Origin of the sequence: Paenibacillus sp. FSL R10-2796 (genome assembly GCF_037965315.1) — a bacterium.
Taxonomy (GTDB): Bacteria; Bacillota; Bacilli; order Paenibacillales; family Paenibacillaceae; genus Paenibacillus_AQ; species Paenibacillus_AQ odorifer.
The window spans coordinates 2304260-2330087 of record NZ_CP150178.1 but is presented as its reverse complement, the minus strand read 5'-3'; the positions used below and the strand labels follow the sequence as shown (position 1 = coordinate 2330087).

General features: G+C 46.2%; 25 protein-coding genes. 9 read left to right on the top strand and 16 right to left on the bottom strand.

The window, feature by feature from the left end:
• Positions 1-19: 19 nt before the first annotated feature.
• Complete coding sequence (locus NST58_RS10345; protein WP_076191158.1) at positions 20-958, top strand: AraC family transcriptional regulator; 939 nt, start codon at positions 20-22, stop codon at positions 956-958.
• 77 nt (positions 959-1035) lie between these two features.
• Here the strand turns inward: NST58_RS10345 and NST58_RS10340 are convergent, their stop codons facing one another.
• The 4 genes from NST58_RS10340 to citZ all read right to left on the bottom strand — a co-directional run bounded on the left by NST58_RS10340 (position 1036) and on the right by citZ (position 5169).
• A complete protein-coding gene (locus NST58_RS10340; protein ID WP_036678923.1) occupies positions 1036-1464 on the bottom strand; it encodes a hypothetical protein in 429 nt (142 codons plus the stop codon).
• Between the two features lie 127 nt (positions 1465-1591).
• Positions 1592-2533: a malate dehydrogenase gene (gene mdh / locus NST58_RS10335; RefSeq protein ID WP_339247614.1), complete on the bottom strand. Its 942-nt coding sequence runs from the start codon at positions 2531-2533 to the stop codon at positions 1592-1594.
• A gap of 80 nt (positions 2534-2613) precedes the next feature.
• Positions 2614-3909, bottom strand: a complete 1296-nt coding sequence (icd, locus tag NST58_RS10330) for an NADP-dependent isocitrate dehydrogenase (RefSeq protein ID WP_036678918.1) — start codon at positions 3907-3909, stop codon at positions 2614-2616.
• Positions 3910-4056: 147 nt separating this feature from the next.
• Entirely contained in the window at positions 4057-5169 is a 1113-nt protein-coding gene (citZ, locus tag NST58_RS10325) for a citrate synthase (protein ID WP_036678915.1), read from the bottom strand.
• 397 nt (positions 5170-5566) lie between these two features.
• On the opposite strand from citZ, the gene ytvI reads away from it, so the two are divergent.
• Entirely contained in the window at positions 5567-6682 is a 1116-nt protein-coding gene (ytvI, locus tag NST58_RS10320; RefSeq protein ID WP_339172757.1) for a sporulation integral membrane protein YtvI, read from the top strand.
• A gap of 89 nt (positions 6683-6771) precedes the next feature.
• Here the strand turns inward: ytvI and NST58_RS10315 are convergent, their stop codons facing one another.
• The 3 genes from NST58_RS10315 to NST58_RS10305 are packed head-to-tail and all read right to left on the bottom strand — an operon-like array spanning position 6772 to position 8918.
• Positions 6772-7170 carry an FxsA family protein gene (locus tag NST58_RS10315; protein ID WP_076124906.1) on the bottom strand — a complete coding sequence of 133 codons (399 nt, stop codon included), beginning with the start codon at positions 7168-7170 and terminating at the stop codon, positions 6772-6774.
• Positions 7167-7694: a thioesterase family protein gene (locus NST58_RS10310; RefSeq protein ID WP_038569667.1), complete on the bottom strand. Its 528-nt coding sequence runs from the start codon at positions 7692-7694 to the stop codon at positions 7167-7169. Before NST58_RS10310 ends, NST58_RS10315 begins: the two co-directional genes overlap by 4 nt.
• A 39-nt stretch (positions 7695-7733) precedes the next feature.
• The gene (locus NST58_RS10305) at positions 7734-8918 is read right to left on the bottom strand and encodes an MFS transporter (RefSeq protein WP_036678905.1); all 1185 of its coding nucleotides are present in this window, start codon (positions 8916-8918) and stop codon (positions 7734-7736) included.
• A 127-nt stretch (positions 8919-9045) separates the two neighbouring features.
• Between NST58_RS10305 and NST58_RS10300 the strand changes: the two genes are divergently transcribed.
• The gene (locus NST58_RS10300) at positions 9046-9747 is read left to right on the top strand and encodes a G1 family glutamic endopeptidase (RefSeq protein WP_076124905.1); all 702 of its coding nucleotides are present in this window, start codon (positions 9046-9048) and stop codon (positions 9745-9747) included.
• Between the two features lie 186 nt (positions 9748-9933).
• Here the strand turns inward: NST58_RS10300 and pyk are convergent, their stop codons facing one another.
• The 6 genes from pyk to NST58_RS10270 all read right to left on the bottom strand — a co-directional run bounded on the left by pyk (position 9934) and on the right by NST58_RS10270 (position 18203).
• Positions 9934-11352, bottom strand: coding sequence for a pyruvate kinase (gene pyk, locus NST58_RS10295; RefSeq protein ID WP_038569666.1), 1419 nt, complete (start codon positions 11350-11352; stop codon positions 9934-9936).
• 330 nt (positions 11353-11682) lie between these two features.
• Complete coding sequence (locus NST58_RS10290; RefSeq protein WP_036678900.1) at positions 11683-12684, bottom strand: acetyl-CoA carboxylase carboxyltransferase subunit alpha; 1002 nt, start codon at positions 12682-12684, stop codon at positions 11683-11685.
• A gap of 1 nt (position 12685) precedes the next feature.
• Positions 12686-13579, bottom strand: coding sequence for an acetyl-CoA carboxylase, carboxyltransferase subunit beta (gene accD, locus NST58_RS10285; RefSeq protein ID WP_076124903.1), 894 nt, complete (start codon positions 13577-13579; stop codon positions 12686-12688).
• A 72-nt stretch (positions 13580-13651) separates the two neighbouring features.
• Entirely contained in the window at positions 13652-13840 is a 189-nt protein-coding gene (locus tag NST58_RS10280) for a hypothetical protein (protein WP_036678895.1), read from the bottom strand.
• Between the two features lie 146 nt (positions 13841-13986).
• The gene (locus NST58_RS10275; RefSeq protein ID WP_036678892.1) at positions 13987-14487 is read right to left on the bottom strand and encodes a phosphatidylglycerophosphatase A; all 501 of its coding nucleotides are present in this window, start codon (positions 14485-14487) and stop codon (positions 13987-13989) included.
• Between the two features lie 74 nt (positions 14488-14561).
• Entirely contained in the window at positions 14562-18203 is a 3642-nt protein-coding gene (locus NST58_RS10270) for a DNA polymerase III subunit alpha (RefSeq protein ID WP_339247609.1), read from the bottom strand.
• A 141-nt stretch (positions 18204-18344) separates the two neighbouring features.
• On the opposite strand from NST58_RS10270, the gene NST58_RS10265 reads away from it, so the two are divergent.
• The 3 genes from NST58_RS10265 (at position 18345) to NST58_RS10255 (ending at position 19572) form a co-directional block, all read left to right on the top strand.
• Positions 18345-18668, top strand: a complete 324-nt coding sequence (locus NST58_RS10265) for a YtrH family sporulation protein (RefSeq protein WP_036678886.1) — start codon at positions 18345-18347, stop codon at positions 18666-18668.
• A gap of 5 nt (positions 18669-18673) precedes the next feature.
• Positions 18674-19174 carry a DUF4044 domain-containing protein gene (locus tag NST58_RS10260; protein ID WP_038569663.1) on the top strand — a complete coding sequence of 167 codons (501 nt, stop codon included), beginning with the start codon at positions 18674-18676 and terminating at the stop codon, positions 19172-19174.
• A gap of 83 nt (positions 19175-19257) precedes the next feature.
• A complete protein-coding gene (locus NST58_RS10255) occupies positions 19258-19572 on the top strand; it encodes a YtpI family protein (protein ID WP_076124899.1) in 315 nt (104 codons plus the stop codon).
• Positions 19573-19705: 133 nt separating this feature from the next.
• Here the strand turns inward: NST58_RS10255 and NST58_RS10250 are convergent, their stop codons facing one another.
• A complete protein-coding gene (locus tag NST58_RS10250) occupies positions 19706-21040 on the bottom strand; it encodes a DRTGG domain-containing protein (RefSeq protein WP_076124897.1) in 1335 nt (444 codons plus the stop codon).
• 442 nt (positions 21041-21482) lie between these two features.
• Between NST58_RS10250 and NST58_RS10245 the strand changes: the two genes are divergently transcribed.
• The gene (locus tag NST58_RS10245) at positions 21483-22079 is read left to right on the top strand and encodes a hypothetical protein (protein ID WP_339247606.1); all 597 of its coding nucleotides are present in this window, start codon (positions 21483-21485) and stop codon (positions 22077-22079) included.
• Positions 22080-22643: 564 nt separating this feature from the next.
• Here NST58_RS10245 and NST58_RS10240 read toward each other — a convergent pair.
• Positions 22644-22925, bottom strand: a complete 282-nt coding sequence (locus NST58_RS10240; protein ID WP_036683968.1) for a hypothetical protein — start codon at positions 22923-22925, stop codon at positions 22644-22646.
• Between the two features lie 196 nt (positions 22926-23121).
• On the opposite strand from NST58_RS10240, the gene NST58_RS10235 reads away from it, so the two are divergent.
• Positions 23122-23697: a hypothetical protein gene (locus NST58_RS10235; protein ID WP_076124891.1), complete on the top strand. Its 576-nt coding sequence runs from the start codon at positions 23122-23124 to the stop codon at positions 23695-23697.
• A 119-nt stretch (positions 23698-23816) separates the two neighbouring features.
• On the opposite strand, the gene NST58_RS10230 is transcribed toward NST58_RS10235, so the two are convergent.
• Positions 23817-24155, bottom strand: a complete 339-nt coding sequence (locus NST58_RS10230) for a YlbF family regulator (RefSeq protein ID WP_339247604.1) — start codon at positions 24153-24155, stop codon at positions 23817-23819.
• A gap of 305 nt (positions 24156-24460) precedes the next feature.
• Here NST58_RS10230 and NST58_RS10225 point away from each other — a divergent pair, with 305 nt between their 5' ends.
• The gene (locus tag NST58_RS10225; RefSeq protein WP_076124889.1) at positions 24461-25828 is read left to right on the top strand and encodes a YheC/YheD family protein; all 1368 of its coding nucleotides are present in this window, start codon (positions 24461-24463) and stop codon (positions 25826-25828) included.

The window sequence follows — 25828 nt, the reverse complement described above, 5'->3', positions numbered from 1 at the left end:
ATAATTAAGAACATCCCTATTGATCCTAAGGAGGAGAACTCCTATCGCTTACAAAGTCAGCTTTCCGAACATTATAAGTACACTGCAGCTGATCGGTGTTCATTATCGTGTAGCAGAACCTGGGTGGACATACCCTGATCATCATCACAAAATCTTCGAACTATTGTATTGCTACGACGGCAACTCCCATCAATATGTAGAAGGAAGTTCCATTGCCTTTGGTAAAGGAGATTGGTTAATTATTCCGCCTGGCTTACGTCATTATGTAGTTAATTCTGGCCTGAGCAACTATATCTACCTCTCCTTTCATTTCGATATTGACGATTTAAAGTTTCGTGAATGGTTTCAGTCTCAGGCTGTACAGAAATGGAATAACCAGCAAATGCAGCATTCGGGATTAAATCACCAACTGGAACATTTGGATGAATTTATTAAGAACAATATTCTCGCCACGACGGCCTCCACTGGATTTCCCGAGGAAATTGAAGAAATGATTCTTGTAAAAGAAAGGCTTCGTTTGCAAGCGATCATCCTGATGATTTTGACTGAACTCATTGATGTACAGCTCTCGAATTCGGAGAATTCCAACACAGCGCGACAAGCAAACTCTTTGTACGAGGTGGAAACTGCTCATCAGATCGAAAAATATATTGCAGCCAATATTCATTTGCCGGAGCTCACGGTTAATTTGATTGCTGAGCAGCTTTGCTTAAGTCGGGTGCAGTGCCATAAGTTGTTTACAAAGATATATAAGATATCTCCTAGGCAGTACATAACTAACCTAAGATTAAAGAAGTCAAAACATTTGCTGCTTCATACCGATTTAAAAATACAGAGGATTTCTGAACAACTCGGGTTTGCTTCCCAGAGCCACTTCAGCCGACAATTCAAACGATGGACGGGTGTTTCTCCGTTAAATTACCGGCCGAAATCTTATACGAATCCTATCAGGGATTAACGTTTTATGAAGATAAATTACCGGAACATACGAAAAACCCGCTCTCCATTACGGAGGCGGGTATAATTCGCTATAGATTAAACTATATCGTTAAACACCATGAAGAATACCATTAGTAGCAATGACACCGTAAGCAGTGCACTAAGTGTGCGCAATTTTCCAGTCTCTGCGCTAACGTCGCGGTTCTCACGAATTCCAGCTGCTGCAAGACGCAAAGGCTTGCTCATAATACCGCCAAGTGCAAACATCGCTAGCAATAACACAACAACAATAATCATCCACGCTACTGAATAATCACCTTTGGTCATCATATAACCGCCTGTAAGGAGTTGGATCACCAATCCATACTGCGCAAAACGATTAAATCCGGTTACTGCACTTAACGTTCCTTCTTTAGCCCCAGACGACAGTTTCTCTGCACGTCCTAGGATGAAGGGTAGCACAAGGTAGAAGCCAAGTGCCAAGGTTCCGATCATATGTAAGAAAAACAACACGTTCCAATCCATAACATATCTCCTCCGTTTTAACTGTGATAATAGTTACATTTAATTATACCCATTATTGCTTGAGAAGAAAAGGAAACCCCCATTTTAAGTGAACAAAATGGGGGTTTCTTCATACCTCTGTCACAATCTATACAGTTAGCACAGCTGTTACGCTACGCACGGATTCAGCAGACTTATCTAAAGCCGCTTTTTCCTCAGCTGTAAGCTCCAGTTCAAAAATCTTCTCGATACCATTGGCACCAAGTAACGCCGGAACACCCATGAACAGGTTATCGTAGCCATATTCTCCTTCGAGCAAAGCGATAACCGGAATGATCCGTTTTTTGTCCTTCAAGATAGCTTCCGCCATCTGAACTAAAGAAGCCGCTGGAGCATAATAAGCACTACCATTTCCTAAGAGGTTAACAATCTCTCCGCCACCTACACGTGTACGTTGCACAATCTCATCAATACGATCCGCAGCTATCAATGTATCAATTGGAATGCCACCGACACTGGAATACCTTACGAGCGGTACCATATCATCGCCGTGTCCGCCTAATACGAAACCACGTACATCTTCAACAGATACCTTCAGCTCTTGTGCAATAAACGTGTTATAACGGGCTGTATCCAGCACTCCGGATTGTCCAATTACGCGACTCTTCGGAAAACCCAGCGCATTAAATGCCGCATAGGTCATAGCGTCAACTGGATTACTCAGAATGATTACGATGGAATCTGGTGCTACACGTTTTATGTTCTCGCATACCGACTTCACAATACCTGCATTGGTGTTCACGAGATCATCGCGACTCATTCCAGGTTTACGGGCAATCCCTGCAGTGATGATTACAATATCTGAATCCGCAGCATCTTCATAGCTTGAGGTTCCTGTAATTTGACTGTCAAATTTCTGTACAGGACCTGCTTCCAGCATATCTAGTGCCTTCCCCTTGGTTGTGTTCTCCATTTGTGGGATATCAAGCAGCACAACGTCACCAAGCTCCTTTTGAGCAAGCATAAGAGCTGTAGTAGCCCCAGTAAAACCGGCACCTACAACTGTAATTTTATAACGTTTGATTGCCAAGGATTCTCCTCCTAGAACGGTGTCGGTATAGCTTGTATTAGCTAAACTTCAATATATTCAGTTGGTTGAGCCAGCCTATCTTAGAGGTGATTAATAATCTCGTCGGCAAATGCAGAGCATTTCAGTTCAGTTGCGCCTTCCATCAGGCGGGCAAAGTCATAAGTCACGGTTTTGTTATTAATAGCTGTTTCCATACCTTTATAAATCAGATCTGCTGCTTCCTGCCAACCCAGATGCTCCAGCAACATTACGCCGGACAGAATCACGGAACCAGGGTTCACAACATCTTTGTCTGCATATTTAGGTGCGGTGCCATGAGTGGCTTCAAAAATCGCATGTCCAGAAATATAGTTAATGTTCGCTCCAGGAGCGATACCGATACCGCCGATTTGCGCAGCAAGCGCGTCAGACAGGTAATCCCCGTTCAGGTTCAAGGTAGCAATAACATCAAAATCAGTCGGACGAGTCAGAACTTGTTGCAATGCGATATCCGCAATGGCATCCTTGATGATAATTTTGCCCGCAGCTTCAGCATCCTTCTGAGCAGCATTGGCAGCAGCTTCACCTTCACGTTCTTTAATCACATCGTATTGATTCCAAGTGAAGACCTTATCTCCGAACTCTTGCTCAGCAACTTCATAACCCCAGTTTTTGAAGGCACCTTCAGTGAACTTCATGATGTTTCCTTTGTGCACAAGCGTTACGCTCTTGCGTCCGTGTTTGATCGCATATTCAATAGCAGCGCGTACCAAACGTTTCGAACCTTCGGAGGATACTGGTTTGATACCAATACCAGAAGTTTCAGGGAAACGGATTTTGTTAACTCCCATCTCTTTTTGCAGGAATTCGATGACTTTCTTCACTTCAGCAGAACCTTCTTGATATTCAATCCCTGCATAAATATCCTCCGTATTCTCACGGAAAATAACCATATCCACCAGCTCAGGACGTTTAACAGGAGAAGGAACCCCTTCGAAATAACGAACTGGACGCAGACATACGTACAAATCCAACTCTTGACGCAAAGCTACGTTCAATGAACGAATACCGCCTCCGATTGGAGTCGTAAGTGGACCTTTAATAGCTACAAAATATTCACGGATTGCCTCCAAAGTATCATTTGGCAGCCATTCGCCATATGTATTGAAGGCTTTTTCGCCAGCAAAAACTTCGTACCAAGCGATTTGCTTTGTGCCGCCATAAGCTTTAGTTACTGCTGCATCAAGTACGCGTTTGGAAGCCTTCCAAATATCACGGCCTGTGCCGTCACCCTCGATAAAAGGAATGATTGGATGATTAGGAACCTGCAGTTTACCATCTTTAATTGTGATTTGTTCGCCTTCTGTTGGCAGATCGAATTTTTCTAGTTTCAACATTTGAGTGTATTCCTCCTAAAGTTTTGTGGGATTTAATTTCTCATGGACAAGCCTCGAACAAAACTCTCTACGTATGAATATGCATTATTGCATATATTCTAGGGTTCATTCTACTAAACTTTAGGAGCAGCCCGCAAGGCTGCCCTTCTATCTTTCGTCTACTGGAACGTATTTCTGTTCAATCATACCTGTGTATTCTGCACGTGGCCGAATAATACGGTTATCTGTATATTGCTCCAGAATATGTGCAGTCCAGCCTGAAGTCCGGCTAATTGCAAAGATAGGAGTGAACAGCTCACGTTCAATACCCAGCTGTGTATAAACTGATGCCGAATAGAAATCAACATTCGGTTTAAGTCCCTTTTGTCCGGTAATCAATTCCTCGATATTTACGGACATATCATACAGCGTAGTATCATTTTTCATTGTGCCAAGTTCAAGTGACATTTTCATCAGGTGTTTAGCACGTGGATCACCATTTTTGTATACTCTATGGCCGAAGCCCATGATCTTCTCGCGGTTATCCAGCTTCTTACGAATATAAGGTTCAACCGCTTCCAAACTTCCGATCTCTTCAAGCATCTTCATAACGGCTTCATTCGCCCCACCGTGAAGTGGACCCTTGAGTGCACCGATAGCGGAGGTTACGCCGGAATAAATATCGGACAAGGTTGCAACCGTAACCCGGCCTGCAAAAGTCGAAGCATTCAGCTCATGGTCCGCATGAAGCACAAGTGCGGTATCAAGCGCTTTAACAGATACACTGTCAGGCTCTTTTCCCCATAACATATACAGGAAGTTCTCGGCAATCGAGACGCCTTCTTTAGGAGCCACAGGTTCCAGACCTTTGCGAATACGCGATAGGGCTGCCACAACCGTCGGGAGCTGTGCCTGTAGTTTTACTGCTTTAATCTCGTTAGCTTCTCTACTCATATCGTCAGCCGCTTCATCATAGAGAGCAAGGCTTGATACAGCAGTCCGCAATGCTGCCATGGTGTTGGTGTCTTTTGGATAGAGCTTCATTTGCTCGATCACTGGCTCAGGAATCCGTGCGAAAGCACTGAAATCCCGTTTGAGCGCTTCCAGCTCTGGTGTTGTTGGTAGACTGCCAAACCACAATAAATAAGCGGTTTCTTCGAAGGTAGCATTTTCTGCGAGATCATCAATATCATAACCACGGTAAGTGAGTACCCCATCCACAATAGAGCTAATGGATGAAGTTGTTGCAACGATACCTTCCAAGCCTTTGGTAGCTGTCATAGCATATCTCTCCTTTGCCAACAAGGTATAAAAAGCATTCTCGGTTTCATGTAAACATTTCCAATTTAAAGCATTGAAAAATCTAAGGAGTGCAGTTCAAGGACATATCCGGCGAGGATGTTGTCTGACTTTCGTAATCGAATCTTTATTCATCATACTGGATTTTGTCGGTTATGTGAACAATGTGGAAGCTTTGCAGCGCATCAAATGATTTTATCACAGAGATAGAAAAAAACTTCTAAACCCTTGATTCACAGTTGAGATTTTAGTTTATAGCATCCGGTTCAGCCCAATATTTATCCCGTTTCCTAGTCTTTAAATAGGTTCTATGAATATATATGAAGACGAGCTTTTATTCCCCTGCATCCGCAGGAATGAAGGAGGTGTAGATCTTCGTATGGACCGATTAGCATTTAAAAGACTGCTGCGCGGCCTGTGGGTCGTTCTGGCTACCTCTATCCTCCTGCTGGCAATCTATTTATTGCTTCCGCTGTTATACCCCCTCCTGCTCGCTTGGTTGCTCGCTTATATCATGCATCCACTAGTGTTGATTCTTAAAGGCCTTAAGCTCCCAGCGTGGCTGGCGGTGTCGCTCTCGCTGCTATTTTACATAGGCGGAACCGCACTAGTACTGACCGCGATGATTACAAGGCTAGTGAAAGAATTGATCGTGCTGCTGCAGACCTTTAATCTTCATACGGACCAATGGAGAGAGCTTCTGCTGTCCTTGAGCCAGAATGCAAGCATACAGAATATCATTAACCAGATAAATCAGTTCTACCGCGACAATCCTGACTATCACGCCACCATTGACAGCAATATCAGCAGAACAACGGAAACCGTTGGTTACGCAGTTACGCAAGTGGTGACCGGATTTTTTAATGTGATCTTAAAGCTGATCTCCGCTCTACCCAGTATGGGTACAATTCTTATCGTGGTCGTTCTCGCTGCCTTTTTTATTAGTACTAGCTGGGAAAGACATAATGCCAAACTCACAGGCTGGCTGCCAGCCCCATTCTTAAAGCCGGTATCGGGTATCTGGCGGGATCTGCGAAAAGCTCTCTTCGGCTATCTCCGGGCTCAGCTAATCCTGATCTCCATTACAGCGGTCATTGTCGTGATCGGGTTGCTGCTCTTGGGTGTAAAATCTGCTTTCGCTATTGGCTTAATGATTGGTTTTGTGGATCTGTTGCCTTATTTAGGGGTTGGAATCGTAATGATTCCTTGGGCGTTATACTCTTACATGACAGACAATCTGGCACTGGGGATCGGACTTACTATCCTATATGCCGTTATCCTTGTAACCCGCCAAGTGCTTGAGCCGAAAGTGCTCGCCAGCAGCATTGGGCTTGATCCCCTTGCTATGCTGGTCGGTATGTTTGCAGGTTTGCAGCTGTTCGGTATGCTTGGGCTGATCATCGGTCCCGTTATTCTAGTTATTCTTGTAGCCTTTAACCGAGCAGGTGTATTTCACGCATTACACAGCTATATTGTCAGCGGAAGACTAAGATAATAAACAATACCCTACAATTCTTGGAATAGCAAAACAGAGCGGGCTCCTATCAATGACAGGGGCCCGCTCTGTTTTTGTTTTGATTATGACTAGCGGCGGTAAAAGGTGAAGGTGCCGTTTTTCATCTTTTTCTCAATCCACTTCAGCAAAAATATACGATACAAAGGCCGAGTTAACGGAAACACCAAGGAGAAACCTACAATATCCGTTATGAAGCCAGGTAAGATCAGCAGTAAGCCACCGAAAAAAATGCATAGGCCATCCAGCATCGTCCGGCCAGGAACGCGTCCCTCCTGCATATGTGTTCTGCTGTCTTGCAGCACTTTATTCCCTTCGAAACGCATCATCAATAGTCCGATAACCGAGGTCGTCAACATAAGCAGCAGCGTTTTGAATGCTCCAAGTTGATCTGCTACAAAGATAAAGCCGAATAATTCCACGGCAGGAATGATAAATAATGCAGCCCACAACCATTTGCTTCTAATCATACAGAACCCCTTTCTTCCCGCAGCGCTCCTTTAATCGCGTGAAACAGCTCCGGAAGGGCTCTATCCAGCCTGGCAGGCTTCCATTCTCGATTCACCCAAACATGATTTGTCGAGCCGGTAACCAGCAGTTCCCCGGGGAGGTCCATCGACCGCAATTGTCCCAAAGTAGCCGCTGAACCCTCTAAATTCCTACCTTCTGCTTCCGAGAGCCTCCGCACCTGATACTCAAATGCGACTCTTAACGCCGAAAAGGTAGTCATTCGCGCATACACGGAGATAAGATCATCATATCGCGCCGGACTTTTAAATTGCAAATCGGCTGAGGTAACAGGCAGCAGCACTCCCTGATTCTCAAGCTCACGATAAGTAAAGCCAAGCTGACGTAACAACTCCGTACGGCCAGACTCAAACCAGTTCAAATAATTCGCATGATACACTACGCCCATCTGATCACTTTCCTGGTATCGAACACGCAGGGTAGACTCATACCACCGGCTTCGCAAGCCGTCTTGCTGTAATTCCATTTATAAATACTCCTTTCGGCATAGGCAGCAGGGAGAGCTTTAGGCCCGGGCCCCGTCTGAAGATAGCTTTGTCGTCGATAGTTTGCTTCGGGAGCTTCTGGCGACATAAAATAGCAGCATCGCTCCTGCAATTGAACTCAACATACAAGACAGGTTCATCACTTCTACGCCGCCTTGATTGAGCAAGAATCCATTTAATAAATTGCCTACAACACCGGCAAAACCCGAGAACACCATATTAAAAACACTTTGCCCAGTCGCCTGCATCTCATTAGAGGTGATCTGAGATACATATTCAACGGCAGCAATATAAAAGAACCCGAATGACAGACCATGCAGTACCTGCACTCCAATCATTACGGATGGATAAGGGAAAGCCACCTGAATACCCCACCGCAAGACATAAATAAGTGCGCCAAGGAGCAGCGTCCGCTCGCGCCCCAGCTTTTTGATTACCTTGGAAGCAAACAGCATGGAGGGCACGTTCGTTACAGATGCGAGGAAAAGCGCAATTCCTGCATAACGAGTTGAACCTCCAACCGACTGAAACGCAATGACGAAGTAGGTTCCAAAAGCAGTCATCGTCTGGTTCACAAGAAAACTGCCACCCAAAAACGCTAGGAACACCCGATTCCCCAGCAGCTTTTTAACCCCCTGAGAAAACGATTGCCGCATCATATGATTCTCTTCTGCCTGCTTCGGCAGCGTCAATGCAATAAGAACCGCAATCAGATTAAACATAAGAAAGGGCAACCATATCGTGGATACAGAGAAGGACGATACATACAATCCGCCTAAATAGGCTCCCACAGCCGCTCCAATGCTCATCATAAGCCTTATACTGCCATAAGTAGCCCCAGCCCTCTTCGCCGCTGAAATCGCGTAAGAATCGGCTATAGGCGCCTGTGTCGAGGAAAAGATTGTAGAGAGGGTATACACCAGCAGTAACACTATAAAATATTCCGAACGGTAAAAGACGGCTAATAAAGCCGGTATCGCCACACTTAGGATTAGTACCAAACGCGTCTGATTATACCGATCCGAGACAATTCCCCATATTGGCTGAATCGTGATCGCAATTAGCGTGCCTGTTGCCATTAGTATACCTATCTGCCCGCTATCAAGTCCATTGTGGACAAGCAGCAGCGTTAGATATGAGCCAAATGAACCGCCGGCCAATCCTAAAAACAGATAAAAGCCACGCAGCTTCGATAATTTTTCCATTTTAAGCTACAAATCCTCTCCAGCTTCTTAATCAAGCATTGCACTCTCTTATATTTTAGCAGAACACCCGTACTTCCTATGTAATCACCGCATTTAATATAGCAGTACTATAAAGGCGGTGGACAAGTTGAATGATAAGCAAAATTCTAATCGGGTCAATCATCCATGTCTAAAAGACAAATCTAATTCGAACAAATTTCAAAGCTCCGGCTTCGGCTGGTCTTCAACAAACTGGAGCGGATATACGATCACTGGAAAAAAGGGGGCTTTTAACCGCATTGCCGGTGAATGGATCGTTCCATATGTAAAACCAACCTCTAAACCTTCCTATTCCTCTGCTTGGATTGGTATTGACGGTTTCAAGAACAGCAGCCTGATCCAAACGGGTACAGGCCATGAATTCGTAAATGGCCGTGCCCGGTATTACGCTTGGTGGGAAATCCTTCCTGATGTCGAAACGGTAATTCCCCTTCCAGTGAGCCCTGGAGACCATATAAAAGCGAACATCACGAAGGTAGGCCGCAACAAATGGACGATTACGCTCCGCAATTTGAGCCGAAATTGGATTTTTCGAACATTACAGCGATATACCGGACCACAAACCTCTGGTGAATGGATTATGGAGGCTCCCGAGGTAGACGGCTCGATCGCAAAGCTGGCGCGTGTCTCCCCTACTTGCTTCTATTGCTGTCGAATTAATGGCAAAAGTCCGAGGCTCACTCTCAATATGGGAGGAATCATGGTGCAAAATAACGCTACTATCGCCGTTCCTTCTTGTCCAAACCATCGTGGGGATTCTTTTACTGTCAAACGAACATACCCCAAATAAAAATACTCGAACCTATCATTCAAGATTTGTTACTAACAGCATAAATGGATTTAACATAATCTTCAATCGAATATGTTGATAAACACGAAAAAAAGGGCTGCCTCGCTTGTAGATTTTCACTACAGTTGAGACAACCCTTTAATTAAGCTTTATGGAACCTGTTAAACAGGTGAAGCCAATCGAGAACTACTCGATTGTGCTTACTTTTACCAAGTTAGTGGAACCAGAACGTCCAAGTGGAATTCCTGCAGTAATCACAACTAGGTCACCAGTTTGAACCAGACCGGAATCCTTACCACCTTTGATTGCTGTTTCCAGCAGCTCATCTGTGGAAGATGCAACTTGTCCGAACACTGGCGTTACGCCCCAAACGAGGGACAATTGACGCATAGTTCTTTCTTGTGTTGTAACGGCAATGATTGGTGCTTTAGGACGGTACTTAGAAACAACGCGTGCAGTATGACCTGTTACAGTCGAAGAAATGATAGCCTTAGCGTTCAGATCCAAAGCAGAAATTGCAACGGATTGGCTGATTGCTTCTGTAACTGTAGTTTCTTGTGCAGTTTGTTGTTTCATGAAGATTTCATGGTGGTTCAGAGCGGATTCCGCTTTCTCAGCAATGCGGGACATTGTAAGTACGGATTCTACTGGATATTTACCAGCAGCAGTTTCTCCGGAAAGCATGATTGCATCTGTACCATCTAAAATAGCGTTTGCTACGTCACTTGCTTCAGCGCGAGTAGGACGTGGGTTGCGTTGCATGGAATCCAACATTTGTGTAGCTGTGATTACTGGTTTACCAGCAACGTTACATTTTTGAATCATCAATTTTTGAGCCAAAGGTACATCTTCAGCTGGGATTTCAACACCAAGGTCACCACGAGCAACCATCAGGCCGTCAGAAGCTTCTAAAATTTCATCAAGGTTGTCAACACCTTGTTGGTTTTCGATTTTGGAAATGATTTGGATGTGAGAAGCGTTGTTTTTCTCAAGCAGCTCACGAATTTCCTGAACGTCGCTAGCTTTGCGAACGAAGGAAGCGGCGATAAAATCGATGTCCTGTTCGATACCAAAAAGAATATCGTTGGTGTCTTTTTCCGTAATACCCGGCAAGGAGATGTTTACTCCTGGTACGTTAACGCCTTTCTTGCTCTTAATCGTACCACCGTTTACAATACGGGTCTTGATTTCTGTACCTTGAATGTCGACAACTGTCAAACCAATCAGACCGTCATCAATAAGGATTGTGGATCCTACTTGAACATCGTTAGGAAGTTCGCTGTACGTGATGGAAATACGATCTTGATTACCAAGGATCTCTTCCGTAGTCAGTGTCAGGTACTCGTCCTGAACAAGTTCAATCGGTTCTACTTCCAGCTTGCCTGTGCGAATCTCCGGTCCTTTAGTATCGAGCAGGATAGCAACTGTTTTGTTCAGTTCCTTAGATGCTTGACGGATCGTATTGATCCGAGCACCGTGCTCTTCGAAATCGCCGTGGGAGAAATTCAGACGGGCCACATTCATACCAGCCAAAATCAATTTTTTGATATTCTCCAACGATTCACTCGCAGGTCCGATCGTACATACAATTTTACTTTTCCGCATTAGGTTTTCCTCCGTTTTTTCGTTCTCTCTGTCTCACTTTTTCCAACTACAAAATCTACTACAAGGCTAACTAATAAAATAGGAACTTTGTCACATGTGCCTTTAAGTACGCCCTTATGAATATTACTGCAAACCAGACACAAAATCAATGTTGTAGGCACTTTTGGGTGTAACTTTAAGTCGAATTTTCTGTAAACATAAAAAAAATTAAAATAATCCCGTTAGTGGATCGAGATTATTTTAATTCCAATAAATTGTATATTTTACACTATATCCAAAAGACCCACTAAGTATAGCTATATGTCTTAAAGTGCAAATGATTTTGCACTTTTACACTTCTGACTTCACTTCTTCTTCAATAAAAATTTGTTCCTGCTGAGCCTCTGCAAACTCACCAATTTTACGGAATTTACGGTATCGATCATCCTTCAATTCCACTGAGTTCATCTGGGTAAGCTCCTGCAGATGCCGCCATAATGCATCCTTAATCGCCGCTGCCGTTGCTTCGTAATCCCGATGAGCGCCGCCTTTAGGCTCTGGTACGATCTCTTCTATAACTTCCATCTCAAGCAGATCAGCAGCCGTTATCTTCATGGCTTCTGCCGCTTGATCAGCCTTCGAAGCATCCTTCCACAGAATAGAGGCCGCTCCGTTAGGAGATATCGCCGAATAAATGGCATGTTCCAGCATGAGCACTCTATTTCCAACCGCCAATGCCAGGGCGCCACCGCTTCCGCCTTCACCGATGACCACACAGATTACAGGGACACCAAACTGAGACATCTCGCGTAAATTGCGGGCAATCGCTTCGGATTGACCTCTTTCCTCGGCTGTGTTGCCTGGGTATGCACCTTTCGTATCCACGAAGGTAATAATGGGACGTTTGAACTTGTCCGCTTGCTGCATCAGACGCAGCGCTTTACGGAAGCCCTCAGGGTGTGCACTGCCGAAGAATCGTAAAATATTCTCTTTGGTGTCTTTACCGCGCTGCTGGCCAATAACTGTAACCGGCAACCCATTTAGTTTACCGATGCCGCCTACAATAGCAAGATCATCCCCAAACATCCGATCACCGTGGAGTTCAATAAAATCAGTGAAGATCTGCCCCATAAGATCAAGGGAAGTCGGACGTCCTTGATGTCTAGCCAAATGCATTTTTTGCGAAGGAGAAATATTAGAATATATCTCTTCCTCCAGCACACGGTATCGTTCTTCCAGCCTAGCTACCTCGTCCGTAAAATCAATACCCTTCTCTTCGCCAAACTGCTTCAGTTCAGCAATCTTCTTGCGCATTTCTACCAGAGGCATTTCAAAAGGCAACTCTCCTGCCAACCTAAAATCCCCCTTTCACGTCATGCAGCTCCAAAATTTTAGTCAATGTAGCGCGCATTTCTTTGCGGTGCACGACCATATCAAGCAACCCATGCTGAAGATTAAATTCAGCGGTCTGGAAATCATCCGGAAGCTTCTGGCGAATGGTCTGCTCAATGACTATACGTCCTGCGAAACCAAATACCGCTCCAGGCTCTGCAATAATTATATCACCAAGGCTGGCAAAACTCGCAGATACTCCACCGGTAGTAGGATCCGTAATTATCGAGATGTAAAGACCTCCAACCTCGTTAAAACGAGCCAGCGCAGCGCTGGTCTTCGCCATTTGCATTAGACTAAGAATACTCTCCTGCATTCTCGCTCCACCTGAAGTAGAGAAAATAAGGAGTGGAAGCTGTTGCTCTGTGGCCTCTTCTATCGCACGGGTGATCTTCTCCCCTACTACAGAGCCCATGCTGCCTGAGAAAAATTCAAAATTCATCACAGCTACGATGACTGGATGGCCACCAATGGAACCCTGACCCGTAATTACGGCTTCAGTTTGTCCAGATTTCAGCTGCTGTTGCTCCACTTTGGAAGCGTAACCCGGAAATTTCAGCGGGTCGATAGAATACATTTCACTGTCAAACTCAATAAAGCCCTCAGGGTCTAATGTCATTGCAATGCGCTCCACAGCATTTAGGCGCAAGTGGTGACCACAATTAGGACATACCTTTAGGTTCTTCTCTAATTCCTTACTATACTGGATCGTTCCGCATTTATTACATTTGCTCATTAATCCTTCAGGGATTTCACGTTTGGGGCGTTCGCCTTCCGCAGGCCCGCCGCTCCGCTCCAGACGTTCTGAAGGAATAGTCGCGTACTTCCGTTTCTTCTGAAATAAATCTTTGAACACACCCGCACCTCTTCAGCCGTTTATTTGCGTTATGCAGCTTGCCGCTGTCATGACTTTTGTCTTGTAAGAAACTCAGGGATGCAGAATAAGATTAAGGACTTCCTGTACTTCCTCCAGCTCACCTGAAGGAACCAATATCTCAAACTGCTGCTTGGACATATTGATTGGACGGCATTCTACCAAAAAACCTTCTTCTGTCAGCTTACTCTTAATCATATCCGCCACTCTGGCGGTCGGCGCGATATATATTACCGTCCACATGCCCTGCAAGGCCTCCCCAATCTTAATTCCCAGCCGTATCCCGTATAATGGAATTATGATAACACAGTTTTCTTTTTTCCCGCAACAGGAGTAGGGCATAGGAAGCAAGACTGAGGAACTTGTTCAAACGAAATAAAGGGGCTCAATTATTCCTTGTCCGTGCCTAAAGGATATACTTTTGCCCCTTCATGCCGATGAGCAATTCTGGCGGAAGCGGCGGCAGCAATACCGGCAACAAGGTCATCCAAGAATACATGAATCCTACCTTTATCATCGTTCAGTTCACCAATGATTCCAAGCTTTATTTTGTCCAAATACCCAAAACCTGTCAGTCCGATCATCCCATATACCCCTGTAATACCAAGTGCCAGAGTCTCGTCCGCTCCGTAGAGGGATTCATCAGCCTCCATTACCGCCTGCAGCGGCTGTGGAAGCAGTTTTTTCTCGGCTAATTCATCAAGAGCAACACCTGTCATTAAAGTATACTGCACTTCTCTTTTGCCCAAAACAGACTTGACGCTGGACAGACATTCATCCTTGGTTAAACCAGGATAATAAACCGATTGTAAAATATATACGATTTCAGCAATGGAGGAAAGTGATACACCTCTGCGTTCCAACAGATCTACTGCCATTTGATAGGACATGCTGCGACTCCCCTTTCCGTACAGGGATGTGCCCTGTGGTTTCCTAATGTATGCGGAAAAGGGGAGAATTGTTCTTATTTTATTCTTACCGTACCTGCACCCAGCATAACCTCGATCGCCGCGAAAAGTTCCTCGGACGGCTTAATTCGATAATTATCGCTAAGAGCTAGGAGCTTCTGATCCTGTTCATAGAACAGAAGCGTCGCAGCAGGACCGGGATGATTCTGCAGCAGCTCTTTCAGGCGCGACAGCAACGCTGCATTCTCTGAGGCCGGCGTGATCTTGATAAAGACACGCTGGCCTGAGGTCGCCGCTGTTGCTGGCGCGGCCTGTGCAGGTGTTGCAGGCGGCGTTGTGCCGCCTGCTGGCCTGGCAGCCGGACCAGTGGCGGCACCGCTGGTCCGGGAAGCAGGAGCTGCGCCGCGTGGCGGCGCTCCTGCCGAGGCCGAGCGTCCCGCGCTGTACGAGCGGGACGCGGCGGCACTGCGGCGCTGCAACAGCCCGCGGAGAGCCTCCGCAGACAGCAGCGCCACTTCCTCGGCCAGCAGCTTGAAGCCTTCGTCTTCCTGCTGAACCTTAGCGCGCAAGGCCAGCAGCGCGCCCTTGGCAATCAAGCTGCGGCTTCGCTTCCACACCTCAGGGAAGAGTACGACCTCGCAGCGCTCGATCTGATCTTCCCATTCGACGAAGGCCATCGATTTTCCTTGCTTCGTCGTAATTTCCTTAACGGATACTACCATTCCGGCCGTAACCGTCTGGCTCTCATCCGCGGCTTCACCAAGATCCATCAGCCGCTGCATGCCGGGCTCCTCAAGCAGTTCCGCGCTATCATCAAGCGGATGGCCCGAAAGATATAACCCCAGCAGCTCACGTTCCATCTCCAGTTGCTGGCCAATGGTGAACTTAGGGATATCCGGATAGCGGATTTCCCAGTTCGGTGTCTCCACCAAATCGTCGAACAGCTGGATTTGCAGTTCATCCCGCTCCTTGCGCCATTTCAGCGCAGCGTCAACCGTCTCGTCCAGCATAGCCAGCAGCTGGGCGCGGTGACCTGGCAGACAGTCAAAAGCTCCCGCCTGCAGCAAAGATTCCACTACCCGCTTATTGCAGACCCGCAGGTCCACACGTCGACAGAAATCTAGCAGACTGTCGAACGGCCGCTCCTTGCGGACTGCCATAATGTTCTCCACTGCCAGCGTGCCGACGTTCTTAATGGCTGCAAGTCCAAAGCGGATATGCCCGGTTCCGGTTCCTTCGCCAGGAACCGGAGTAAACAATACGCCGCTCTCGTTCACATCCGGCGGCAACACGCCGATGCCTGTGCGGCGGCAGTCCAGCACATACTCCGCTACCTTGCGGTGAGTGCCCATTACAGCGGTCAACATAGACGCCATAAACTGCACCGGATAATGTGCCTTGAGATAGGCTGTCTGGAAAGCCAGTACTCCATAAGCCGCGGCATGAGCACGCGGGAAGCCGTAATCAGCAAAGCGCACGATCATGTCATAAACAGCATTTGCATCCGTTTCATTATACCCCTGCTGTAAGCTGCCTTGAACAAAATGGCTCCGTTCCTTATCCAGCGTCTCACGTTTTTTCTTTGAGACCGCTCGACGGAGCAGATCCGCTTCTCCTAACGAGAAGCCCGCCATCAGAGAAGCAATCTGCATGATCTGTTCCTGATACACAATGATCCCATAGGTGTCCGCTAAAATAGCCTTCAAATCAGAATGTGGATACTCTACTTCAATCTCACCGTGTTTGCCTGCTATATATTTCGGGATAAATTCCATCGGACCGGGACGATACAGCGCTAGAACCGATACAATATCTTCAAAGCCGTTAGGCTTCAGATCTTTAAGTACTCGTCTAACGCCCGCCGACTCCAGCTGGAAGACCCCTGTTGTCTCACCAGCCCCAAGCATTTCATACGTAGCTGGATCATGATCTGGGATAACACGGAAATCCGGAACACTTCCGCTCATTTCTTTAATCGAATTCATGCAGCGTTCGATAATCGACAACGTGCGCAAACCCAGAAAATCCATTTTCAACAGCCCGACACTCTCCAAATGCTCCATAGAGTATTGGGTTAACGCCGTACTTTCGTTACCTTCCTGAAGTGGGACTGCATCGGTCAACGGACCTTTCGAGATAACAACCCCAGCAGCATGTGTCGAAGCATGGCGGGGCATGCCCTCCACCTTCATAGCCATATCCAGCAACCCTTTAATCTTTGGATTGCTATCATACAGTGCTTTAAGATCTGGTGTACTCTCCAGCGCTCTGGCAAGGCTGATCCCTAGTTGACCAGGTATAAGCTTGGCAGCTTTGTCTACCTCGTTATAAGGCAAGTTCAGCACCCTGCCTACATCACGAACGGCAGCCCGTGCAGCCATAGTTCCGAAAGTAATAATTTGCGCCACATGTTCTTTGCCGTATTTCTCCACTACATAACCAATAACCTCATCACGCCGTTCATCACTAAAATCGATATCAATATCCGGCATGGTGATCCGTTCTGGATTTAGAAAACGTTCAAAGAGCAAGTTATATTTCAATGGGTCCACGTCAGTTATTCGCAAAGAGTATGCGGTGAGACTACCCGCGGAGGATCCCCGTCCGGGTCCCGTAGCAATTCCCTGACGATGACAATAAGCAATAAAATCCCACACAATTAGAAAATAATCGCTGAAGCCCATACTCTCGATAACACCCAGCTCATAGGTGAGACGCTTCTCAGCCGTCTCTCTTTGCTCAGGTGTAGTCCATTGCGGTGTATCTATATATCGTTCCTCCATCCCCTTCCAGCACAGCTCACGCAAATAAGCAGCGGAATCCATGCCTTCAGGGAGCGGAGAATAGGCAGGCAGAATATGATTGCCGAAGGTAAGCTCCAAATTACATTTTTCTGCGATCAATAAGGTATTGGCGATAGCCTGCGGCACATGCGGAAACAATGCCGCCATTTGCTCGCTGCTTTTTAGAAACAGCTGATCTGTTCCGATCTTGAGACGTTCCTCATCATCCACCGTTTTGCCTGTTCCGATGCAGATCAGCACATCCTGAACCTCAGCATCTTCCTTCGCTAAATAATGGACATCATTCGTCACCACAAGTGGAATTTCACAGTCCTCGGCAAGGGCGATCAGCTTGGGATTGACTCTCTTTTGCTCGGAGATCCCGTGGTCTTGCAGCTCCAGATAGAAATCTTCGCCAAAAATCGCCTTATATCGCAGCGCAGCCTTGCGCGCCTCCTCATCACGTCCATGCAGCAGATGCTGCGGCACTTCTCCGCCCAGACAAGCACTTAGGCAGATAATCCCCTCTGAATGAGCTGCCAGCACTTCCATATCAATTCGTGGTTTATAATGATGGCCTTCCAGATGGCCGATAGAGATCAGCTTCATCAGGTTCTTGTAGCCGGTTTCATTCTTGACGAGCAGAATCAAGTGGTAGATCGGTTGATCTTTTCGACTGCCCCGCTCACGGCGTGAACCCGCGGTTAAATAAGCTTCACAGCCAATAATCGGCTTGATTCCATTCTCTTTACACGCTTTATAAAAGGGGATGGCCCCGTACATCACTCCATGATCCGTAAGCGCCAGCGACTTCATGCCGTATTCGCCGGCCCGGTGCACGAGATCGGTAATGCGCGCCGCCCCATCCAGTAAACTGTATTCGCTGTGCACATGCAAATGCACGAAAGGGCTCATAACCCCACTTCCTCTCTACTGCAAAAATCAAACATAAGATGAAACTATTTTATCATATTAAAGGGGGACCCGCCCATAGAATGGATTAAGAGCATAAGGACAGGCAAAGCTTGTAAATGCCTCGTCCGGGAAGGGGCCTGTATGAGCATTTTTATGAGCAAAGCTATCCTCGACTTCTTTATCGCCTTCGGCATCGTGCTTGGCGGAGCTATGCTCGGCGGAATCGGCGCCGTTGTATCCCTGCAACCGCCGACGCAAACGATGCTGGATGTGGCAGATCGGATTAAAATATGGGCACTAGCAGCCGCTGTAGGAGGTACTATGGACCCCTTACGGGTCATTGAAAGCAACATGATTGGAGGCAACCTCTCCCCCGCCATCAAACAAATCATGTATCTTGCCTTCGCTTTTCTAGGAGCCCATATGGGCAGTGAGCTAGTAAAATGGGTGTGCGGCAGGGGGTAACGCCAGTGAGAGTTCCACCATTCAGTCGTTTTCGCAGATTCACCCAGATCTCCGCTATATTCATGCTAGGGATCGTCGTAGGAGCTGTCATATACAATGCTATTTACCATGTAGGATATAACGTATTATGGCTGCATAATCAAGATCTGCGTGTACAGATCGAGCAATATCAAAAAGATATTCAGACACTCAAAAAATACAATAATACCTCAACCGTGATCAGAGAAATCAAAATTCGATCGGAGGAAAGCAAATCCAAAGAAGATACCCCACTTGACCCCGTAACTGTAAAATTAATCATAAGCCAAATGGGCTCAGATCTGGAACCGATGCGCGGCCGCAGCATGTTCGATATTGATACAGACAGCAAACTGGTTAGACTGCTGTTGGATGGTAAGCTATACATTGTGCGTGACAAGGAATACTCTGTCAAAATCCGAACCATGCTCGTCATGGAAGGCGTCCTGCAAATCTGGGTAGAAATCAGTCCTTTTAAGCGCAGCTGACAGCCATCGTGTGATACAATAATGGACAGACGTGGAAATTACTTCTTGGCTACTGCAAGACACGATAAAGGAGCTGGCTGTCCATGGTTTTATTTATCAAGTATTTATTGTTTATCCTGCTGGTGATCTTTGTAATCGGTGCCGCTGTGTTCAGCATATCCTCCCGCCGTGCCTTAAATCCCCAAGATAAAGGGCTGAAACGCTCCGTCATGAATGTGATGCTCGGTGCTATGCTCGTAACGCTGTCCTTGATATCCATGTTTTTGTTTCGCGGCTCTACCGTTAATATCATTGTTGAAGCTGCCTTTCTGCTGATTGGTGCGTTCAACATCTTCTCGGGGCTACGCAGCTATAGTTTTTACAGCCGTAGTCGCAGCCGTAGCCAGGAACAACACTAGTCGAAAGCTTAGCTGCTGTTCTGACGGAATAGAAAGAATAAAATAGACTCCCCTCTCTTTCAATGATGAGGGCAGTCTATTTAGCATGTATACGATCCTATTTACCGTATGCTATCCAGCTAGCAAACCATTTTTAGCCATGATCAATGGATTGCAGCATCAGAACAGCTTTGGCTACCAGAGTATCCGAGTGGCTGATCTCAATTTCAAGCTTACAGGTACGGCGGCTGATTTCGAGCAGTCTCGGCATTACAATGATCGCATGTTCGATCTGTACCGGTCGGATAAAATAAGTGGACATATTATCTAGTACATAATCATTTCCTGTGATGTCCTTAGCTGCTTTAAATGCCGAGAGCGTCATAAGCGTAGACAATATTCCTTCAGAAATCGTCCCAAGATCCGTGGCCATCTGCGGCGTAATAAAGCCATGGAAGAACAATCGTCCCTCTTCGTCCCGCTCATCCGCAAAACCATTCCAAATGAGATGATCAAAAGTCTCTCCCAGCTGAGGTTGATTCCGGACATCGCGTAAGCTTTGCAGCACTTCTTTACGGGTTAGGGAGCCTACCAGTTTACGGTTACGGTCCACTATGGGCAGAAAATCCACGCCTTCCCACATCATGATCTGGGCCGCGGAGGCTAGTGAGGTTTGCAGTGCAGCCGTAACCGGACTGCGGATCATCGCTTTTTCAATGATCTGGCCTTCCGTCAATTCCTCTACATCGCGGCGACCGATAATGCCGATGACTCGGTTCCATTCATCCGTAACGGGAAAGCGCTGCTCTCCAGTTTCCTCAGAAACCTGTCGTAGCTCGCCGACGGTACTAGAGATTTTTAACGTATTCAGGCGCGGTTTGCTGTCGATAATATCCTCTACCAGCATAATTTTTTTCTTAATCAATCTATCAAAAATAGCACGGTTAATCATTGAAGCGACGGTAAACGTGTCATGTCTCGAAGAAATAATGGGAAGATCCAGCTCGTCTGCCAAGGCCTTCACTTCACGGCTCGTCCCAAAGCCCCCTGTCACCAGAACCCCCGCACCCTGCTCCAGCGCTAGAGAGTGAACATCATCACGGTTACCTACAATCAACAGACTGTCAGCGTCTATATAACGGATCATCGCATCGACCTTCATCGCCCCGATCACGTATTTATGCAGATGTTTATTTAGTCCACTTGCTCCGCCGAGCACATGCCCTTCAACAATATCAACTACATCGCCAAACGTCAGCTGTTCTGAAATGTTCCGAGGTTTCTTTTCTACACGAACTGTACCAATCCGTTCCTTCGTGATGACTATCCCGAGATTCTCAGCTTCCTTCACTGCACGGTAAGCAGTCCCTTCGCTGACTAACATTTCTTTGGCGAGCTTGCGAACAGATATTTTGGTGCCTACCTTAAGACCTTCAATATGCTGCAGCAGTTGCTCGTGTTTAGTAATCGCATCGCCTTGACCTTCCAACTGTTACACCCCCATGCTCCGATCTGTACTATACTGTACCTATTATACACGGATAGAATGGCTCAGTACAACCGATTCATAAGCTTCGAATTCGAATTTCACTCTCCTTACACAATCTACGATTAAGGTAGGTATTGCCACATAGTAAGTTTGAAAACCACCTTAAAATCGAATTTTTTGAAACTGAATATCTCTGATGCGTTTTAAGCTGACCTTAAACATTCGCTGCCTTTTTTATCAACCTTTTCCTCTTTTTTATAGTCTGAGAATTAAAGAATGTGTAAAGGAGCATTGAAGAGATGAACAAGACCGCTTTATTACTACTTACTATTACTTTGCTTTTTATAGGACTGGTCGGCTGTGGAAATACGGGAAACGAAGTAAAACAAGCAGGCCAGATTGAGTTGGATGCAAATAATATAGTTTTGAAAAAAAACAGCCCATGGCCACTATTTCGGATCCATCCTCGTTTGAACGTTTCGTTCAAGCCATAACTACTGCTGAATATGATAGAGGACAACTAGATATTGCTCCCAGCGATTACAGCACCACTGTGAACATGAAGGATGGCATAAGTTATGAGTTCTCTTTTTGGATCGGCGGAAGTAACAGTGGGTTACTCATTAAATCCGGACAAATGGGCCACTATCGTCTGTCAGATACCAGCAAAAAAGATCTATTGGACTTGTTTCAATCAACTTTTAAAGATAAGATTTCATCAGAAGACACTGCTAACCCACAGCCCCCAAGCGTTCAAGTTACTGTTGGCGGTGAGCGGTTCGAGGCTATTCAAGGCTCTTATTGCTGGAACGACAATGGCAAAGGCGTATGTGTGGATATGGCTTCTTACGATGAATTGGTTTCCAAACAAAAGGTACATCCTAAAGCCATCAGCGGTGATCGGGTAGAACTCGAGTTCTCATATGCACCCAAAGAGATAGAGGTTATGGCTTCATTTCCCCGTGAGGAACGACCGGACGAAGCCCTTTCCGTGGACAAAAATAGTTTTCAACTCGCAGCAGGTAGCGGCAGACAATAACATTTAGCCCCCTGCAAGCAATGCAGGGGGCATATTAAAGCCCACTGGCTTAGGCTAGTGGGCTTTTTCGTATGAGTGTGTCTCTCTGCGCGACTTCTGCGCTTTTCGCAGCATTCCGAGGCACTTATGCCTCTCTTTTCGCTACTTCTTCGCTTTTCGCAGCATTCTGAGGCACTTATGCCTCTCTTTTGGCTAGTTGTGCGTTTTGCGCGACATTCTACGGTATTTATACCTTTCTTTTGGCTACTTTGGTGTTTTGCGCGGCATTCTACGGTATTTATACCTTTCTTTTGGCTACTTTGGTGTTTTGCATGGCATTCTACGGTATTTATACCTTTCTTTTGGCTACTTTGGTGTTTTGTGCGGCATTCTACGGTATTTATACTTCTCTTTTCCCCACTTTTGCGCTTTCCGCGGCATTCTGAGGCACTTATGCCTCTCTTTGCGCCACTTCTACGCTTTGCGCAATATTCTAAGGCATTTTTGCCCCTCTTTGCACGACTGCCGCGCTTATTCGAGAAACCTGAAGCTAATCTAGCTTTTTAGTATCCGATGCCAACTCTATTATCTTTGCGAAACTCTAGTTTCTTCATTCCACTTTGTCTGCCATTGCTCCAGCTTTGCTTTTCGCACAGCTTCCAAACGTTTGGTCTTTTCTTCATCAACCCCGATAATAAAATGCAAATGTGCCGCAATGACCATAAACGCAAAAAGTGACCAGACGACTCCAAAACCAAACACCCAGCTCGGTCCATTCGCAAGCGAAAGCTTCGGCAGTGCATACAAAAGCATGGCCAACGCCAGCAACAGATAGACACCGTGTTTGAACTTGTTTCTTTTTCTCATTAATAACAGCTCCTTCGTAGACAGGATATTCGATTGAATCTATATCTCTACTCTATGAACATGAGGCCCGTAATATGAGACAAGTCCATTAAAAAATATATACCTTTTCAAAATTATGTATAAAAGGTTAGCATTTATATAGCAAGAGACGCTTATATATGAGATGATGATTTCATTTGGGGGAGGCGTTTTTGAATTGAATGCAGCTTATAATCATACCGAATACATAATTCGAAAAAAAGTATTTTCGATCATGGGTGCGAAACTTCATATTTTTGATAGCTCTGAGCAGCTTGTGCTCTATTCGCAAATGAAAGCGTTCAAGCTTAAAGAAGACATTGCACTTTATACGGATGAGTCCATGCAGAAGGAGCTTCTGCGCATAAAAGCCCGCAACGTGGTCGATTTTAGTGCTACTTATGATGTACACGATACAGAGTCCGGTGAGCATATTGGTGCTTTTCGACGTAAGGGTCTCAAATCTATTTTGAAGGATGAATGGATTATTCTTGACCGTCATGATCAGGAAATCGGAAAAATCAAGGAAGACAGCACCGCGATGGCTCTACTGCGCCGCTTCATCGCTATTATTCCGCAGAAATATAATATCGAGATGGATGATACTACGATCCCTGCATTCAAGCAAAATTTCAATCCATTTGTCACCAAAATTATGGCTGACTTCTCGGAGGATCGAAAAGGCAAGCTTGATCGCCGCTTAGGTTTGGCAGCTGGTATTCTTCTCTGCGCAGTCGAAGGTAAACAAGATTAGGTTGAGGTTGAGGTTGAGGTTGAACTTAGGCTAGCCCTATAGTCACAGCCACAAGAAAGAGGGTGTTTCCAGAGCCACCGGCTTCGGGAACACCCTCTTTTGATTTTCATTGCTGAAATTTATACACCGTACAATTGGGACAAACTCTCAGTGATAATTTTATTTACATCCTCGATTACAACGCTCAGACGGCGTTCCGCATCAAACAGACGACGAATGCCAAGATTCAAGTTAAGCACCTCGAACAACTTCTCCATCTTTTCCATTTCTTCCTGTGGAGGCATTTCTCCGCTCATCATCCGTTGTTGCAGCTCCATCTGACCTTGGCGGAAATTGTCCAGCATCGCTTTCGCTTCAGGATCTGTTTCTACGACCTTCATGGCATTTCTGATATCCGATACCTCGCTGCTCTCTTTAATGGCTTTCGCCAATTCATGTGCTTTGTCGTGAATGCTCATTATGATTCCTCCTAAAAGTTTTGTTAGCGTACACTCCTCAGATCGTCTTCGTACAAAACTCACTTCGAAAGCTTACGCTTAAGTTTTGTTAGCAGCCGCTTCCTGAATTCACGCTGCTTTAGTTTCCAATATTCGCTCATTCCATACTTGTTTCGCTTCTTGGGCCGAGCTTATGAAATGACTGGGCAAGGTTTTTAGCGGTTAGGTCAATCACCAAGGGTCATCTGTCTCCATATGATGAATGATATGTAACCCTTAGCTACCAAATTGCCGGCATCATGCTGCCTACCGGAAGGAGATCCACGATGTCCCAATTCAAGATCCCGGTCCATACGGTCAACTCGGGCATCCTGCAGGAAAACGCTATAATGCTTGGCGAAAAATCCATGAAAAGACTCAAAATCCCGTCTCACGGAACACTCCAGCTGGCATTCGGCTCTTTCCGGCAGGAGGTTACCATTATCTCGGCTCCCAAATCCGACATCCTGCGTGTAAGCGAAGGACTGGCGCAGCGGACCGGATGGAAACACCGACAAACCCTCAACGTTTCTTACAGCTCTGTAAGCCGCACCTTGCGGCTTGGACCGTTGATCGGCGTGCTCGTCAGTCGTGACCATCCAGATAATCTCGACAGGTTGTTTGGACCCATTACCATGTTCTGCCGGGAATTGACAAATGCCTGCCACACACAAGGCGCCTATGTATATTTCTTTACCCCGGAAGCGCTGGAAACACGCAGTTCTTCCATTCAGGGCTGGGTATACAACGAGGGTTGGAGAAAAATGAGTCTGCCCATTGCCGATGTAATCAACAATCGGTTAACGACGCGAAAGGTGGAGAATAAACCTAGCGTACAGCATTTTTTGGCGGATGTAAAATCACGATATGGAACGCATTTCTTCAACGAAAAATTTCTTGACAAGACAGAGGTATTTGAAGCTTTAGCGCAAGACCCTTCCCTGCAGCGGTATTTACCTGAGTCGCATGCGTTGAACGGCTTTGCCGTAATGAAGAAGATGTGCAGCCATTACCCAAGTGTATTTTTGAAACCTGTACGAGGCAGTCTCGGCAAAGGCATACTTCGTATCTCTAAAGAAGAAGGCGGAGGTTACCGTCTGTTGTCTACTACCTCCATAGGTACACGCAAGCAAAGCTACACCACTCTCGCTAAATTGTACCAGTCCATCGCTCCCAAAATGAAGACTACTCGATACCAGATTCAGCAGGGATTGCCTTTGATGGAGCTAGGAAGGCGGCCTGTAGATTTCCGGGCACTTGTTCAGAAGAATGGCAGCGGAAAATGGGGGGTTACCTCCATTGTCGCCCGCACCGCCGGAAGCAATCACTTCGTGTCTAATTTAGCTAGAGGTGGCAGTCTCAGCACTGTAAAAGAAGCGGTTAGCAAGAGCAGTCTTCCTCCGGGCGCAAAAGAAAACGTTCAGCTTCAGCTGCCCAGAGCAGCACTTGCCATTGCAAGAGGGGTCGAAACCTTTATCCCCGCTCATTTCGGAGAGCTCGGAATCGATCTGGCACTGGATCAATCAGGACGAATATGGCTCTTAGAGGTTAACTCCAAGCCCTCCAAGAACGATAATACACCGTTAAACGATCAAAAAATAAGACCGTCCGTCAAGCAAATGATTTTATATTGCCGCTACTTGGCCGGTTTATAA